The sequence below is a fragment of the Labilibaculum sp. K2S genome, from assembly GCF_030372765.1.
Lineage (GTDB): Bacteria > Bacteroidota > Bacteroidia > Bacteroidales > Marinifilaceae > Labilibaculum.
Genome location: NZ_JAUCMW010000003.1, coordinates 215,873 through 230,930, shown reverse-complemented (window position 1 = coordinate 230,930; position 15,058 = coordinate 215,873). Strand labels below are relative to the sequence as shown.

The following is a 15,058-nucleotide window of genomic DNA, read 5'->3' as shown; positions in this document are numbered from 1 at the left end:
TACAACTATCGATTGTAAAGCCTGCATAATTTTCTGCAGGCTTTTCTTATTGAATTTCCTGTCATTTTTTGATACCTTGTTGCGTTTAAAAACAAACAGCTTCATTAAAGCAACAATTATGAATAAGACGACCTCAATCCTATTAATTTGTTTCCTATTTGCTTCTTGCGCTGAGCTACAGCCTTTCATGGATCAGTATGCACTCTCTCAACCAAAACCTTTATCCAGCGCTGAAGTAAGTTCCGGATTAAAAGAGGCATTAAAAATTGGCAGTAAGAATGCGTCAAGCCTGCTATCCAAGAAGGATGGTTTCTACAAAGACGAGTTGATTAAAATACTGCTGCCTCCGGAGGCACAAAGCATTACAAAAAATATCAATCTGCTACCAGGAGGCTCAGAATTAGTAGATAAAGTTGTTCTTAGACTTAACCGTGCTGCAGAAGATGCGGTTTCTGAAGCAACACCAATATTTGTTTCGGCTATTACTGAAATGACAATTGCAGATGCATTTGGCATTCTTAAAGGAGGAAACAATGCAGCAACCATATATCTTCAAAACAAAACTCAAAATAAATTACAAGATCTGTTTATGCCCAAAGTAAAGGCCTCCTTAGATAAAAAGCTGGTTGCAAATTTATCCACGAATGAATCGTGGAGTTTATTAACCAAAAATTACAATGCTGTGGCAGGAAGTTTTGCCGGAAAATTAGCCAGTTTAGAGCCAATAAATACCAAGCTCGATGCATATGTTACCGAAAAAGCACTAAGTGCTTTATTTCTTAAAGTTGCAGATGAAGAGAAACTGATCAGAAAAGACCCTTTAAAGAGGGTTAATGATCTCTTAAGAAGAGTATTTGGTGAACTGGATAAGTAAAATGATCTATTTTTAGTACTCAACCACAACTAAGTTCACAATAGAGGGCTTCACAACCTAAATTGCAACCGCCTATATATAAGGACAATACAAAAATAAGCCGTAATATTATTAGATATATTCTTTAATTTCTATGCTGGAAACAAAAACTATACTGCACTTAGTTAGGATAGAGTAAAAGTTTTATATATCTTTGCAATAGTTTAAAAGTCTTAAGGGAGATTTATCTCCACCAATAATTTCAATATCATTCGTTACTATTTGTTTCTTTTAGAATAAAAATAATAGGTTTGTTACTGCTAATTACTAAATTAAAGTCTTTAAACGTTTAATTTATTATTTTTAAAAAACATTACAATGGAAGGAACAGTAAAATTCTTTAACGAATCTAAAGGTTTTGGATTCATTAAACCAGACGATTCAAGTGAAGACATCTTTGTACATTCAACAGGTCTTATTGACGAAATTCGTGAAAACGATAAAGTTGAGTACGATTCAGAACGTGGAAAAAAAGGTATGAATGCCGTTAACGTAAGAGTTATCGACTAATTCGTATTACTTTTATACAAAATAAAAAACCATCCAACAGGGTGGTTTTTTTTTATATCTATAAATCGGTAAATACATCCCCAATAGCTCTTCTTTACAAATGTCAGCCTTGCATTTCTATGCTAGAAAATTAACTCAGCAAGAATAAATACCATCTCTTTTCCAAATCTAATCACTCCTTCTCGCAAGTAATCTCCATAGACCAAACAGTGAAAATCCAACCAAACTAAATCCATAATCACCTCACAACAAGTATCATTACAGAACTCAAAACTTTGACGGTTATTTTTGGATTGAAAAATTGTTTTTTTTATATTTGTTTTGTTCGAAAGTCTTATTAAATAATAATTTCAATACCATTCATTACTATTCATTCCGTTTAGGAATAAAAATAATAGAACTGTTACTGGCAATTAAATAAGAATACAGACTTTAAACAAACATCTTATTATTTTAAAAAACATTACAATGGAAGGAACAGTAAAATTCTTTAACGAATCTAAAGGTTTTGGATTCATTAAACCAGCAGATTCAAGTGAAGACATCTTCGTACACTCATCGGGTCTTATCGACGAAATTCGTGAAAACGATAAAGTTGAGTACGATATGGAAAAAGGAAGAAAAGGTATGAACGCAGTAAATGTAAGAGTAATCGACTAGTTCATATTACTTTCATACAAAATAAAAAACCACCCCAAAAGGGTGGTTTTTTATTTCTTAAAATTGTAACAACCAAAACAGCTGTTTATTTTTTAACTAAAGTAACATTTACAGCATTCATCCCTTTAGGACCACGCTCAGTTTCAAAGTTAACTTTATCATTCTCACTTACTGAATCTACAAGACCATTGATATGCACAAAAATACTCTCCTTGGTTTCTAAATCCTTGATAAATCCATATCCTTTACTTGTATTGAAAAAAGATACAACACCCTCTCTTAAAGGTTGTTCAAAGTTACCGTCATCACTATTTCGTGCACCAAGAACAATGTCTTCTTCGTTAATCTCTTTCTTCTTTTTAGTTGGATCTGGTGGCGTATCACTCAAATTGCCAAACTCATCGGTATAGGCAAGCATTTCTTCGAAAGTACGACCTGGACTGGATTTTCGTTCTTCTTTACGCGCTTCTTTTTCTTTTCTTTTCTGGAGTTTTTGCTTCTCTTTCTCTTTTTTGTTGTAAGTTTCTTTTGGTCTTGCCATAGCTTTTTTAAGATTCGAAATTCATTATAATCCCTCAAAAATTAAATCCGATAATTAATACTTCTATCTGTTCATTTCTTAAAGGTTCTGCAATGTACGGAAATATTCTCAACAAATTGCTAATTATTTATCCTTAAGGGTATAATATGCACCTGAATATGACAAATTTAAGCTGTCATTCCACTCCCCTATCTTTATAAAAAAAATCCATTTCAGGTGATTTAAACTCATATTTGCAAAATCCACTTCAGAAAATTATCTTTCCTGTCTTTGAAACAAATAGATTTATTATGGAATTACAGTCAGAAAGATTATGCTTACAAACAATCCAAAATAAACATGCTAAAGAAGTATTCGATTATCGTTCAGATGCTAAGACCAACCAATACCAAGGCTGGATCCCGAAAAACATTGATGATGTTTATGATTTCATCAGCAATAAAGTTTCCAAAAGCATCGATCAGATTGACACATGGTATCAATTCGTAATTATCTGCAGAGAAGATCAGAAAGTGATTGGTGATATTGGAATTCATTTTTTAGACGAAAACGAAGAACAGGTCGAATTGGGTTGTACTCTGGCAAAAACTCATCATGGAAAAGGCTTTGCAAACGAAGCACTATCAGAAGTAATTCGATTCCTTTTTACTGATTTAAGCAAACATCGTATTACTGCTTCGGTCGATCCGGCAAATATAAAATCGATAGCAATGCTTGAGCGTTTAGGTTTTCGAAAAGAAGCTCATTTTATAAAAAGTATCCTCATAGATGGAATATGGGTTGACGATGTAATTTATGCAATTCTTAAAGACGAGTGGACAAATAAAACCAAGAAAGATTGACTTTCTCTCCTTATTCCCCTAAACTTTTAGCTTTTTATAGAACAACCAATTTTCGTATTTATTTTCACCCATTTCGAAAAAACACTTGCCAGCAACCAAATAATTCCGGCAATGATAAAAATCAAGAGCATTTTGGTTTTGGTAATAAGCTGTGAGCCATAAACCTGAACCCTTATTTTTTATCACCTCATTTTCAGCATGCAGCAAAAGTTTTTACCCAATTCCCTGTCTATGAAAATGTCTTGATACATATAGTACGGATAGCTCCGGATCTGTAATATCTTTTACCGGACAAGAAGTATCGTAATCCAGTTGAGAGCACGCAATTAAACACATATCCTTCTCAACTAAAAATATTTTTTTATTCGGATTCCGAAGTATGGCTTCCGTTTTTTCTTTGGTGATTTCAGAAGCCAAATATTCCGCGTATTCATCATTTAATCCTTCCGTAGCATAGGTATCAAGCCAAACTTGAATTTTAAACATCGCAATACAAAGAGCATCTGAAGTTTCGGCTTTACGAATAATAAAATCGGTAATCATATCGCTGCACTGATATTTTAATGAGACTCTTCAATGACAAAATCACATAAATCAGAAACTAATATCTCTTCAATTTCATGGAATTCATCTCTTGGAGTTTTGGTAAACAACATCCCAAAAATAGAGTACATTTTGTAATCAATCTTTCGCAATTCCAATGGATTACAGAAATGATTCAATAATTTTTCGTAATCAAAATGTGTAATTTTACCGGATGGTATTTTAGTGGAATTGTCCAAAATAATCAAAGAATAGATCTCATCATCCATTTCATTTAAGATCTGATCCCAATCGGGTTTAATATTGCTTAAAAAACAATGATACGGATTCAATTTAGTGGCCAAATAAGTTAAATCTGCCGTAGTACACCAACCGCCAAACCTCATTGGATTCACTTCAATCGGAACTAATTTACCCGCTTCATCCACGCGAACTTCGACGTGAACAGGAAAATTTTTCAATTCGACCCGCTCTCCAAGATTCTGTACAAACTGCTTAAATTGTGGAAGATATGCCTTAATCAATTCTTTTGAAGTGTAATAAACACGATCGCTTACATCCTTATCAGAAGAAAATAGGTGCTTTAGAATTCCCAATACAACCGCCTCTCCATTTTCATCAAAATAAACATCGAAAGCAAACTCCTCTCCTGCAATTACTTCTTCAATTAAAAAGGAAGATGCATTTACTACCTCGATCGGAAATAAAGCCTGAGCATCTGTAAATTCCTTACGAATTAATTGCTTCACTCTTAACCAATCACTTTCATCTACAACCTTATGAACTCCCAGACTTAAAAAACCTACTGCTGGCTTAATTATAAACGGTATTGGTAATTCTGCCAGTTGAATTTCATCCAAATCCTTAAAGAGCACTTCCCTAAAAAAGAAATCAGGATACATTCCCTGAATCAATTTTCGAAACTCAATTTTATTTTTAAATACATTAATGTACTGCGGTAGTTTAGTGAAACTTAAATGGTTCACAACCTAATTGATTGAATTCTCGGAATTAGTATAAATACGACTATTCGTATTATCACGAAAATGTTGAATAAACTGTTCTGAACCAATCAATGAAAGCTCCCCCGTCTCGGTAACATTACCTGTGTCCAAAACCGGGAAGTTATATTTTACAATTGTATCCTTTAAGAACTTCGAAACGTAAGGTTTATCTAATAAAATCATGCAATAGTAATGTTAGTTGTGTTGTTAGGAGTCAAATCTTACACAAAGCTACAAAATATGTTTATGGTAATCTATTCATAAAAAGGATGGATCAAACTCAATACATCAAATAAGCAATCAAGAGGCAAATAAAAAAGTTTGCTAAATTCCAAAGCTTTAAATAATGCTCATTTTTATTAAATCCCTACCTTTTAGGCTCTAAATACTACTAATGTTAATTCTGTGAAAAATAAAATACTTATTACCTATTCAATTCCCAAAGAGGGACTTACCGAATTGGAAACTCATTTTGATTTGATTTATCCCGAAAAGGAATTCTTCACAAAAGAAGAATTAATTGAACTAATTCCGGACTGTATTGGTTTGTTATCTATTTTTAACCGAGAAGTATCTGCCGATATAATAAATGCCGGAAAGAATCTGAAAATCATCAGTAATTACGGAGTTGGCTTTAATAATATCAATTTAGATGCTGCAAATGAGCAAAAAATTATTGTTTGCAATACTCCTGAGGCTGTATGTGAACCAACTGCAGAATTGTGTATGGGACTTTTATTATCCCTGAGCAGACAAATTTCGTTATGCAATTATGGGTTAAAAACAAATCCGGAATTTGAATGGGGAGTGATGAAAAATTTAGGAAGCACACTGCGAGGAAAAACCTTAGGGATTGTTGGGATGGGCAATATTGGTAAATCGGTTGCCGAAAAGGCAATGGTTTTTGGTATGAGTATCGCTTATCACAATAGGAAGCCCATTTCTGAGATTAAATGGAAGGATGCTGTTTATATGAATTTGGTAGATCTACTTGAAAAATCGGATGTGATTTCCCTGCACTGCCCCTTAACTCCTGAAACGCATCATTTATTCAGAGAAAAGGAGTTCCTGAGAATGAAAAAAACGGCCTTTTTAATTAATACGTCCCGAGGTGCAGTTGTTAATGAAGCTGATTTGGCCTTAGCTTTGGAACAAGGAGAAATTGCCGGTGCCGCACTGGATGTTTTTGAGAACGAACCCATTATTCATCCAAAATTATTAAAGCGGAAAACAGCTCTTGTAGTACCGCATATTGGCACTGCAACAAGCGAAACCAGAATTGAAATGAGCCGGGAAGCCAGTCAGAATATTATTGAATATTTAAAAAATGGAATTACAAAAAACAGGGTTAATTAGGCTTTTCTTTTAAAGCTTTTGCCGACCTTTATCTGCAGTTAGCAATAAATACAATCCAACATATGCTTTTAGCCATCGACATAGGAAATTCAAATGTAGTTTGCGGTTTATCCAGCAATAATCATTGGACAGAACAATTTAGAATTCATACTGTTGCCAACAAAACATCCGATGAATATGAAGTCATTTACAGAACCTTACTTGCGAGTCGGAATATCGATTTAAAAGAGATTGACCGGGTAGTTGTGAGTAGCGTAGTTCCCTCGCTGATACTTCCTATTCGTGAGATGATTCGAAAACTGTTCAACCAGGAAGCTTTAGTTCTCGGTCCGGAATTGTATCCGCGTTTAGATATTGGAATCAGTAATCCTTATGAAATAGGAACGGATTTAGTTGCCAATGCCGTTGCTGCTCACAACAAGTATTCGGGCAATTGCATCGTTGTAGATTTTGGAACTGCTCTTACTTTTACTGTAATAAAAGCAGATGGGAATTTGTTGGGTGTGACAATTGCTCCCGGGCTTAAAACTGCCATGGCATCGCTTTCTCAAAAGACAGCTCAATTACCAAATGTCGATCTGGTTGTGCCGCCTTCCTGCATTGGGAAAAATACGGTTCATGCAATGCAAGCTGGTATTATACTAGGCTACAAAGGCTTAATAGAATCGCTCTTGACAAGTATGAAAAAGGAAATGGAAGGCAAAACTACGGTAATTGTCACTGGTGGCTTAGCCACTGTGATGCTTCCTATTCTTAACAGTTTAGATCATCATGAGCCAATGTTAACCCTCGACGGACTTAAAATCGTTGGAAATCAATTTTACAAATAAAACAAGCCCCAGCAGCATATGCCTATAGAAATAGAACGAAAGTTCCTCATAAAATCAAACTTACCAGATCTTCCTCAAGAGGGAAAGAAACTTATTCAAGGATATATTTGGAGTGATCCGGATAAAAGTTTGCGAATTAGAATTGCAGGAGATCAATCTTTTTTAACCATCAAAACCGGAAGTGATCCGTTGAGCAGATCTGAATTTGAATATGAGATTCCGATGAAAGATGCTCAAGATCTTTTAGTTCTTTGTGATTCGAAGATCGAAAAAACACGATTCGTGATTCCTCAAGATAATTTATTCTGGGAAATAGACGTATTTGAAGGCGACAACAAGGGTTTAATTGTAGCTGAAATTGAACTCAATTCTGAAAACGAGAAATTTGAGTTGCCACAATGGATTGATCGGGAAGTCACAAATGAAAGTAAATATTTAAATGTAGAACTAATAAAACATCCCTTTTCCAAATGGTGAAAAGGGTAATGTTCTGAATTCCGGGTCGACTTTCTCCTCTTCAATCATTGACTTATATATCTGTTCCTGAATTTTAGTCCGCACATCCATCTCCATCAGTTTAGTATTTGATTCATCAGGACAAATTCGGTTCGACAGAAAAATATACAACAAATCATATTTGGGATCAATCCAAATCATAGTGCCGGTAAAACCGGTATGTCCGTAACTTAATTCGGAAGCCTCACTGCATGTTGGACCACCTTTTTCTTCGGGATCGTAAAAAGGTTTATCGAAACCAATTCCTCTTCTGTTTTCTGAATTTGGGTAGGCACGTGCAGTAAATCGATTCATCGTTTCAGCACTTATATAGGTTTCACCGCCATAAGTTCCTTCCTGAAGATACATTTGTGCCAGTTTTGCCAGATCGCCAGCATTACCAAACATTCCTGCATGCCCGGAAACACCACCAAGCATTGCAGCTGTTGGATCGTGCACATAAGCTCTAACCCACTGCTTTCTAAAGAACTTATCATCTTGTGTTGGTACAATTCGATCGATACTGAAGCGCTTTAAAGGATAATAACCCAAACTTGAGGCTCCCAGCATGTCGTATAAATGTCTTTTCACATAGCCATCCAAACTTTCACCGGAAATATCCTTAATCATCTCTCCCATCATAATAAAACCAAGGTCACTGTATTTGTATCCATTTGATTCTCTCAATTCTGATGCAAGTACCTGATTGATTATCGTATCATGATATCCTTTATTAACAAACATATTATTAGCAACTTGAACCGGGTATTCCTCTGAAACCTGATGGGAAAAGATTCCCTCTCTAAATTTATAATTTTTATCTAAATACAAATTATCAGCCACTTTGAGACTATAACGTTTCGAATAGTTCCGACTAAATAAATCTCCATCGAAGCTTGAAGAATCAACAGCCTCCCATTGAAATGGCTTATAACTCAACAATCTAGCTTCATGAGCTAATATTTTCTTTAAAATCAAAGTATCCTTATTGGTTCCTTTGGCTTTTGAAAAATACTCACCCAATGTATGATCCACATTAATCCAACCTTCATCACTTAACTGCATTAGTGCCGGAAGTGTAGCTGTAATCTTTGTTAGTGACGCTAAATCATAAATATCAGGATTACGAACTTCAACTTTTCCTTTGTAGGTATAATGACCGTATGATTTATGAAATACAACCTTTCCTTTTCTAGCTATCAGGATCTGACAGCCTGGGGTTGCTTTTTTTTTAATGGCATCATTTACTATCGAATCAATAACATTCAATTTAAGTGTATTTAATTCAACTTGTTCGGGCAAAGAGAAACCCAGACGGTTGTGTTTGGTTTCAAAACCAGTGCCAACCGGAAAGCGTTCATTAACTGTAACCGGCAAGTGTCCCTGAGAAGCCAAGCCACCAAAAATAATTTGCGATGAAGCCATTTGAGTTTCTATGTTATCTTCATACGAAACCAAAATTCCTTTTAACCGATCAGTCCCTTCGTATAAATCCAAACCATAAGGGTTTGCAAACAGATCAAAAATCACCTTCTTGTTTTTTGAAAGCTCAGAAAGAAATTCAATGGTTTGATTCGTAATTCCAAAATTTTTTGATGCCCGCATATCGCTGTCGTGCTTACTTACAATCACCAAATTGTATTTATCAAGCTTTTTCAATAATTGATAATAACTTTCAATCGAAACGCTTTTCCCAATCTGAAAAAAATCTATATCTGCATACCTGCCAAGATATTCCTGAAATCTGTTTCGGATAGGGACACCCATAGCAACAGAAGCAATCTTCAGGGTATCCAATCGTTTTAATGGCAACAACTGATCATCATTTTTCACTAATGTAATTGCCTTCTCGGTCAACTTTCGTCTTAAAATAAATCCTTGCTGTGTATTTAATCCTGACCATAGTCTATTTTGATCAATTGGCTTGTACTCATTCAAATTGAGCCAATACTTTGCTTTCAAAATTTTCAAACACTTCTCGTTGATATCATCCCAGGAAAGCTCACCGCTTTTAAGTGCCAATTTAATCTCTTTAATTGCTATTGCAACGTCTTCAGTAAAAAGAAGAACATCATTACCCGCAACCAAAGCCTTAGCATCAACCACACCCTTCGGATAAAATTTACGAACGCCTTCCATATTTAAAGCATCCGTAAATACCAAACCTTTAAAACCCATTTCCTCTTTCAGCAATTGTGAAACGATAGGGAGGGAAAGTGTCGCTACTTTTTGCAAAGGATCAAGCGCCGGTACATTTAAATGAGAAACCATAATCCCCCCCAAACCATTATTTATTAAACGACGGAATGGAAATAGTTCAATAGAATCAAGTCTTTCAATAGGATGATCTACCAAAGGAAGATCAAAATGCGAATCGGTTTCGGTATCTCCGTGGCCTGGGAAATGTTTGCCTACAGCAATAATTCCTGATTTCTGCATTCCTGAAGCAAAAGCATACGATTTGTTGGTTACATTGTAACGATCCTCGCCAAAGGAACGGCTATTAATTACCGGATTTCGCGGATTATTATTCACATCCATTACGGGTGAGAAATTCACATGAACACCAAGCCTGTTGCACTCTTTACCGATCTGTTTTCCCAACTGGAAAATCAATTCATTATCCTGAATTGCACCCAGCATAATTTGCCTTGGGTAACTTATTGTTTGTTTTAATCTCGATCCAAGTCCAATCTCTGCATCCATTCCAATCCAAAGAGGAACCTTTGCCAAATCTTGATACCTATTTGTCAACTCGGCTTGCTTTCCCGGTTCTCCTTGAAAAAATATAATTCCTCCAATTTGATATTTACTCACTAAGCCGGCAATTCTCTCAGATTCATCATTTCCTTTATTTGAGTATGCTGCAAGCATAAACAATTGAGCGATTCTCTCGTCATCACTTAAAGTCGAGAAAATGGAATCTGCCCAGATATTGGGTTGAGACAATCTATCAACCAACCTATCTTCTTCCAAAGAAATATTTTGTGCCGAGACAAAAAAATTACTTCCGAGGAGAATAAGAATAATAAACAATCTGTTCAGAGAATATATATGTGTCATGAAAATCTTTCTTTGGCTATAAAAACAGTGAAGAGTAACAAAATTAGACATACCCTGTCAATAAACAGAATGATTCATCACTTAAAATGAAAGATTTATAAATTATTTAGAGGAGAATAAATATCGTAAAATAAAAAAGGGGCAAAGCCCCTCTTTTAATTACTAACAACTAAACCATACTTGCAACTTAAAAAGAGCTGAAACTTATCAAGCCAAATATGAAAATTGAAGGAATTTAAACCTTCACTACACAAGTAAAAATATTGTAATAGGTATAATAAAACAAGTGTCAAATGTGCCATTTTCTTTACATTGAACATAACAACAAGCCCTTATTTATCTGATTACCCTCAAACAAGGGCTTACAACTTAATTGTAAGGAAAACTATTCCTTTTGAAAAATCAATAAAAAGGATTAAATTAAAAAATGAGACGAACTCAAATAGTATGTTCAATTCTTAAACTACACATTATGAAAAAAATCTTCCTTCTTATACTGTCCTTTGCTTTTAGCTCATTCATAATTGCCCAACAAAAAAAGAACATCGACTTATTTTTAGATGATGATGGAAATATAAGTTTGGAAACAAAATATCTGCAAACAGCAATAACAGATCAGCAAATTCGAGAATGGATTTCCTCATTTCCTGATCACGTAAATGGTAAGATCGAATATATTAATTCACATTCAGGCGAATTTCGATACAAAGGCTGGGTTCCTATTTCTTTAAGCGAAAGACCTTCCGTTTTCCAGATTGAAATGCATTTTACACTTTCAATTCACAGTGCGGAAGACCAATTAATTGTTGGCATTAGTGATATCTACTATAAATCCTATCCGGAATATGGGAAGCAAGGAACTCCATCCATAATTTCCTATCCTAAAGATTGGTACTCCAAAGCAAAATTGCGCAAAAAAAAAGGCAATCTGCCTTGGCTAAACAGCTTGGTTAAAAAAAACACCATTTCCAAAGCTGAAGAATTATTAGCCAGTGGAAATGCGTTTTTTATCTGTTTATAATTTTTATTTTATGATTAGATGGTCGTGAAAGCTTTCGGGATTACCATGAACCAATAATCTTGTCCTTGTGCATCAAAATACCTTTGACATGGACGTTTCAAATAATTAAATTGTTTTACATTGGGTTGCTTTTCTTTTGATTGGCATCTCTGCGTAAACTTTTAATCACCTCAATTATTTCATTTGAAGCCAAATCGATTTCTGTTTTAGTGGTATATCTGCCCACAGAAAAGCGAATTGTACCCATTGCATATTCCAAAGGAACTTTCATAGCATCCAGTGTTGCGGAAACATTCACACAATCAGTATGACATGCAGCACCCGCTGATGCAGCCACATTTTTCAACCGACTTAAAATCTCGTTTACCTGAATTTTTTTAAAGGAAACACTTAAGGTATTTGGCAAACAAAAATCGTTATTCCCATTAAACTGAACATCTGAAAGTTTAGATAAGTTCCTGCGCAAAATCCGAATCAAATTCTTTTCATGTCTCATTCGTTTGTCTTCCTCCTCCATGGCCAATTCGGCGGCTTTTCCCAAACCAATAATTTCCAATACATTTTCGGTTCCTGCCCGTAAATTCCTTTCATGATCTGCACCGTGAATCAATTTCTGCAATTTGATTCCCTCGCGAATGTACAAGGCTCCAATTCCCTTCGGACCATAGAATTTATGACCTGCAAGAGTCAGCAAATCAACACCCAGTTCCTGAATATTAACAGGCACTTTACCAACTGCCTGAGCACAATCGGAGTGGACAATGATATTATTTTGCTTCGCCAATTTCGAAATTTCAGAAACAGGCTGTAAAGTTCCCACCTCGTTATTAGCATACATAATCGAAATTAAAATAGTATCTGATCGAATGGCCTTTTTCACATCAGGCAATTGTACCCGTCCTGTTTCATCAACCGGCAGATAGGTAACGTCGAACCCTTGTGTCTCCAGGAATTTACATACCTCTGTAACTGCCGGATGCTCGATAGAAGATGTGATAATATGTTTGCCTTTATCCTGATTTGCAAAAGCATAGCCTTTTAATGCATAATTATTCGACTCAGAACCACCACTGGTAAATATCAATTCTTCAGCATCACAATTCAGCAATGCTGCTACTTGTTTTCTTGCCTTATCTACAGCCTCTTTGCATTGCCGTCCATAAAAATGTGAGCTTGACGGATTGCCAAAAAAACCTTTTAAATACGGAATCATTGCATCAGCAACTTCAGGTGCGATAGGTGTAGTCGCATTGTAATCAAGATATATCGGTTTCATTTTATTGGTTATTATTGATTTTCAATAACTTTGAATTCTGTTCTTCGATTTAAACTTCGTCCCTCTTCCGTTTCATTGTCCGCAATAGGATGTGAAGCACCGTATCCTTTAAAGCTTAATCGTGCTGCGTCTATTCCTTTTGAAATTAAATAATCGCAAACCGCCTTTGCCCGGTTATTGGAAAGGTTCAGATTGTAATCTTCAGTTCCGGTATTATCGGTATGACCGGCAATTTCAATTTTTAATTTAGGATAAGCTGCCAACAGATCATACAAGCGGGTCAATTCAATTTCAGATTTCGATAAAATATCCCAGGAGTCGATATCAAAAAACACATTCCGAAGTACGATTTCTTTTCCTTTTTCAATCTTATCTAAAAAGATATCTAATTGTTGTGGAGTCGATTTCCCCTGATCATTCAACATCTCAAAATGTTTGGAATAAAAAAGATAATCATCGGCCTCAGCAGAAAAAATATATTCTCTATCCGAAGGCAAACAAACCAAATAGCTTCCGTCCTTACGATCCGATTTGATTTGGGTAATTGTATCTTTCGTCATTAAATCTATTAACAGCACAGATGCTGACACCGGTTTGTGCGAACTGGCATCAAGCACAATTCCTTTTAACCATGATGCCGATGGCGGCTGTAATTCTGCAGGCATATCAAAACTAAAAATATCCTTCCCTTTGCCTTTCATCCTGTCTGAAGAAAAATAGGCCTTGTCCCCCTTGGCATTAATCACCAATCCAATTTCATCAGTATACGTATTAATTGGGTATCCTAAATTTTCGGGCTTGCTCCATTTCCCATCTTTATCCCGTTCTGTCTTAAACAAGTCATAAGCTCCCATTCCGGTCATCCCATCCGAAGAAAAAACCAGATACTGGTTTCCAGCATGAATAAAGGGTGACATTTCATTGTCTGCAGTATTAACAGCAAGATTAGCCGGCTGTGTCCATCGTTGCTTTCCATCTTCCAGAGTTTCAATCAATCTGGAATGCCAAATATCCATTTTCCCTTTTCCTGATTTTCGGTTGCTCACAAAATACAATTCCCGTCCGTCAGCAGATATGCTAGGTTGAGCTTCCCAATCTTTTGAATTAATCGGTTTGCCAACATTTATTGGTGCCGACCAAACATCTCCTTCCCGAACTGAATAGTAAATATCGCACCGGCCATATCCGTTGGCACGATCACAGGCCGTAAAATACATGTATTTTCCATCTGCTGTAATGCTTTGAGCTCCTTCGTTCTTATCCGTATTGATAACTAAGGATAATGGTTCAGCAGGCATCCATAAACTATCGTTTTGGCGGGATACATAAAAATCTTCCTGTCTCTTAATTTTCACCTCCGCACCCTCTTTTTTCCCTGACAGCAATCGCGTAAATACCAGCAATTTCTCATCTGCCGTAAGGCTGGGCCAATACTCATCAAATTCGGAATTCACATTATCACCAAGGTTTACCGGTTTAAAATCGACAGGATTTGCTATCGACTTGATCGCAAACCGGCAACTTTCCAGTCTTTTTTCTGCCAACCTTCTATTTCTGTCGGAACTGTTTGAAAGTGACAGAAACTCTTCGTATTTCGTTAATGCCTTTTGATATTCTCCGATTTTCAGATAGGCATTCCCCAAATTAAAATGCACATTCGGAAAAAAACCGGCATCAATATTTATTGCCCCCAGATAGGCCTCAATTTCGGATTCTGTATTGCCAGTTTCGTGCAAAACATCAGCTTTAAAAAGCCATGCTTCAATAAATTTTGGGTTCTGCTTTATTGCCTCATCCAAATGATTCAAAGCTTCAGCATTATCCATCTGCCGATAAGCCTCTGCTGCCAACTCGTAGCTTTTAATCGCTCTCTTTGAAGTGATACTGTATTTTTTTTGTGCATTGGAAGTAAAACCAACGAACAGGAAAAATAATAGTAAAATAACTGATCGACACATTGTATTGATATTTTGCATTCGTAACAAGAACAAAAGAAGCCGCAAC

General features: G+C 35.7%; 15 protein-coding genes. 8 read left to right on the top strand and 7 right to left on the bottom strand.

Going from position 1 to position 15,058, the window contains the following annotated elements:
• Nucleotides 1-118: 118 nt before the first annotated feature.
• The 3 genes from QUH73_RS06650 to QUH73_RS06640 all read left to right on the top strand — a co-directional run bounded on the left by QUH73_RS06650 (nucleotide 119) and on the right by QUH73_RS06640 (nucleotide 2,083).
• On the top strand, nucleotides 119-874 hold the full coding sequence (locus tag QUH73_RS06650) for a DUF4197 domain-containing protein (protein WP_289529655.1): 756 nt from the start codon (nucleotides 119-121) through the stop codon (nucleotides 872-874).
• A gap of 357 nt (nucleotides 875-1,231) precedes the next feature.
• The gene (locus QUH73_RS06645) at nucleotides 1,232-1,423 is read left to right on the top strand and encodes a cold-shock protein (protein WP_101260022.1); all 192 of its coding nucleotides are present in this window, start codon (nucleotides 1,232-1,234) and stop codon (nucleotides 1,421-1,423) included.
• A 468-nt stretch (nucleotides 1,424-1,891) separates the two neighbouring features.
• Nucleotides 1,892-2,083 carry a cold-shock protein gene (locus QUH73_RS06640; protein ID WP_101260024.1) on the top strand — a complete coding sequence of 64 codons (192 nt, stop codon included), beginning with the start codon at nucleotides 1,892-1,894 and terminating at the stop codon, nucleotides 2,081-2,083.
• Between the two features lie 85 nt (nucleotides 2,084-2,168).
• Here QUH73_RS06640 and QUH73_RS06635 read toward each other — a convergent pair whose 3' ends face one another.
• Nucleotides 2,169-2,624 carry a cold-shock protein gene (locus QUH73_RS06635; protein ID WP_101309336.1) on the bottom strand — a complete coding sequence of 152 codons (456 nt, stop codon included), beginning with the start codon at nucleotides 2,622-2,624 and terminating at the stop codon, nucleotides 2,169-2,171.
• A 290-nt stretch (nucleotides 2,625-2,914) separates the two neighbouring features.
• On the opposite strand from QUH73_RS06635, the gene QUH73_RS06630 reads away from it, so the two are divergent.
• Complete coding sequence (locus QUH73_RS06630; RefSeq protein ID WP_289529654.1) at nucleotides 2,915-3,466, top strand: GNAT family N-acetyltransferase; 552 nt, start codon at nucleotides 2,915-2,917, stop codon at nucleotides 3,464-3,466.
• A 213-nt stretch (nucleotides 3,467-3,679) separates the two neighbouring features.
• Here the strand turns inward: QUH73_RS06630 and QUH73_RS06625 are convergent, their stop codons facing one another.
• Genes QUH73_RS06625 through QUH73_RS06615 form a run of 3 tightly spaced genes read right to left on the bottom strand, consistent with a single transcriptional unit; the run spans nucleotide 3,680 to nucleotide 5,196 of the window.
• Nucleotides 3,680-4,009: a hypothetical protein gene (locus tag QUH73_RS06625; RefSeq protein WP_289529653.1), complete on the bottom strand. Its 330-nt coding sequence runs from the start codon at nucleotides 4,007-4,009 to the stop codon at nucleotides 3,680-3,682.
• A gap of 17 nt (nucleotides 4,010-4,026) precedes the next feature.
• A complete protein-coding gene (locus QUH73_RS06620) occupies nucleotides 4,027-4,995 on the bottom strand; it encodes an ATP-grasp domain-containing protein (protein WP_289529652.1) in 969 nt (322 codons plus the stop codon).
• A gap of 3 nt (nucleotides 4,996-4,998) precedes the next feature.
• Nucleotides 4,999-5,196: a hypothetical protein gene (locus QUH73_RS06615; protein ID WP_289529651.1), complete on the bottom strand. Its 198-nt coding sequence runs from the start codon at nucleotides 5,194-5,196 to the stop codon at nucleotides 4,999-5,001.
• Between the two features lie 222 nt (nucleotides 5,197-5,418).
• Here QUH73_RS06615 and QUH73_RS06610 point away from each other — a divergent pair, with 222 nt between their 5' ends.
• The 3 genes from QUH73_RS06610 to QUH73_RS06600 all read left to right on the top strand — a co-directional run bounded on the left by QUH73_RS06610 (nucleotide 5,419) and on the right by QUH73_RS06600 (nucleotide 7,676).
• A complete protein-coding gene (locus QUH73_RS06610) occupies nucleotides 5,419-6,369 on the top strand; it encodes an NAD(P)-dependent oxidoreductase (RefSeq protein ID WP_289529650.1) in 951 nt (316 codons plus the stop codon).
• 62 nt (nucleotides 6,370-6,431) lie between these two features.
• Nucleotides 6,432-7,199: a type III pantothenate kinase gene (locus tag QUH73_RS06605; protein WP_289529649.1), complete on the top strand. Its 768-nt coding sequence runs from the start codon at nucleotides 6,432-6,434 to the stop codon at nucleotides 7,197-7,199.
• Nucleotides 7,200-7,217: 18 nt separating this feature from the next.
• On the top strand, nucleotides 7,218-7,676 hold the full coding sequence (locus tag QUH73_RS06600) for a CYTH domain-containing protein (protein WP_289529648.1): 459 nt from the start codon (nucleotides 7,218-7,220) through the stop codon (nucleotides 7,674-7,676).
• On the opposite strand, the gene QUH73_RS06595 is transcribed toward QUH73_RS06600, so the two are convergent.
• Nucleotides 7,647-10,757: a glycoside hydrolase family 3 N-terminal domain-containing protein gene (locus QUH73_RS06595; protein ID WP_289529647.1), complete on the bottom strand. Its 3,111-nt coding sequence runs from the start codon at nucleotides 10,755-10,757 to the stop codon at nucleotides 7,647-7,649. The two genes, QUH73_RS06600 and QUH73_RS06595, sit on opposite strands and share 30 nt — an antisense overlap.
• 472 nt (nucleotides 10,758-11,229) lie before the next feature.
• Here QUH73_RS06595 and QUH73_RS06590 point away from each other — a divergent pair, with 472 nt between their 5' ends.
• A complete protein-coding gene (locus QUH73_RS06590) occupies nucleotides 11,230-11,778 on the top strand; it encodes a hypothetical protein (protein ID WP_289529646.1) in 549 nt (182 codons plus the stop codon).
• Between the two features lie 115 nt (nucleotides 11,779-11,893).
• On the opposite strand, the gene QUH73_RS06585 is transcribed toward QUH73_RS06590, so the two are convergent.
• Nucleotides 11,894-13,054, bottom strand: coding sequence for a cysteine desulfurase family protein (locus QUH73_RS06585; RefSeq protein WP_289529645.1), 1,161 nt, complete (start codon nucleotides 13,052-13,054; stop codon nucleotides 11,894-11,896).
• An 11-nt stretch (nucleotides 13,055-13,065) separates the two neighbouring features.
• A complete protein-coding gene (locus QUH73_RS06580) occupies nucleotides 13,066-15,012 on the bottom strand; it encodes an OmpA family protein (protein WP_289529644.1) in 1,947 nt (648 codons plus the stop codon).
• Between the last annotated feature and the right edge of the window lie 46 nt (nucleotides 15,013-15,058).

Bases quoted from the DNA above. Each gene is read 5' to 3' on its own strand.
- QUH73_RS06625 (WP_289529653.1), bottom strand. From the start codon at position 4,009: ATGATTACCGATTTTATTATTCGTAAAGCCGAAACTTCAGATGCTCTT.
- QUH73_RS06615 (WP_289529651.1), bottom strand. From the start codon at position 5,196: ATGATTTTATTAGATAAACCTTACGTTTCGAAGTTCTTAAAGGATACA.
- QUH73_RS06630 (WP_289529654.1), top strand. From the start codon at position 2,915: ATGGAATTACAGTCAGAAAGATTATGCTTACAAACAATCCAAAATAAA.
- QUH73_RS06580 (WP_289529644.1), bottom strand. From the start codon at position 15,012: ATGTGTCGATCAGTTATTTTACTATTATTTTTCCTGTTCGTTGGTTTT.
- QUH73_RS06650 (WP_289529655.1), top strand. From the start codon at position 119: ATGAATAAGACGACCTCAATCCTATTAATTTGTTTCCTATTTGCTTCT.
- QUH73_RS06635 (WP_101309336.1), bottom strand. From the start codon at position 2,624: ATGGCAAGACCAAAAGAAACTTACAACAAAAAAGAGAAAGAGAAGCAA.
- QUH73_RS06590 (WP_289529646.1), top strand. From the start codon at position 11,230: ATGAAAAAAATCTTCCTTCTTATACTGTCCTTTGCTTTTAGCTCATTC.
- QUH73_RS06645 (WP_101260022.1), top strand. From the start codon at position 1,232: ATGGAAGGAACAGTAAAATTCTTTAACGAATCTAAAGGTTTTGGATTC.
- QUH73_RS06600 (WP_289529648.1), top strand. From the start codon at position 7,218: ATGCCTATAGAAATAGAACGAAAGTTCCTCATAAAATCAAACTTACCA.
- QUH73_RS06585 (WP_289529645.1), bottom strand. From the start codon at position 13,054: ATGAAACCGATATATCTTGATTACAATGCGACTACACCTATCGCACCT.
- QUH73_RS06640 (WP_101260024.1), top strand. From the start codon at position 1,892: ATGGAAGGAACAGTAAAATTCTTTAACGAATCTAAAGGTTTTGGATTC.
- QUH73_RS06605 (WP_289529649.1), top strand. From the start codon at position 6,432: ATGCTTTTAGCCATCGACATAGGAAATTCAAATGTAGTTTGCGGTTTA.
- QUH73_RS06595 (WP_289529647.1), bottom strand. From the start codon at position 10,757: ATGACACATATATATTCTCTGAACAGATTGTTTATTATTCTTATTCTC.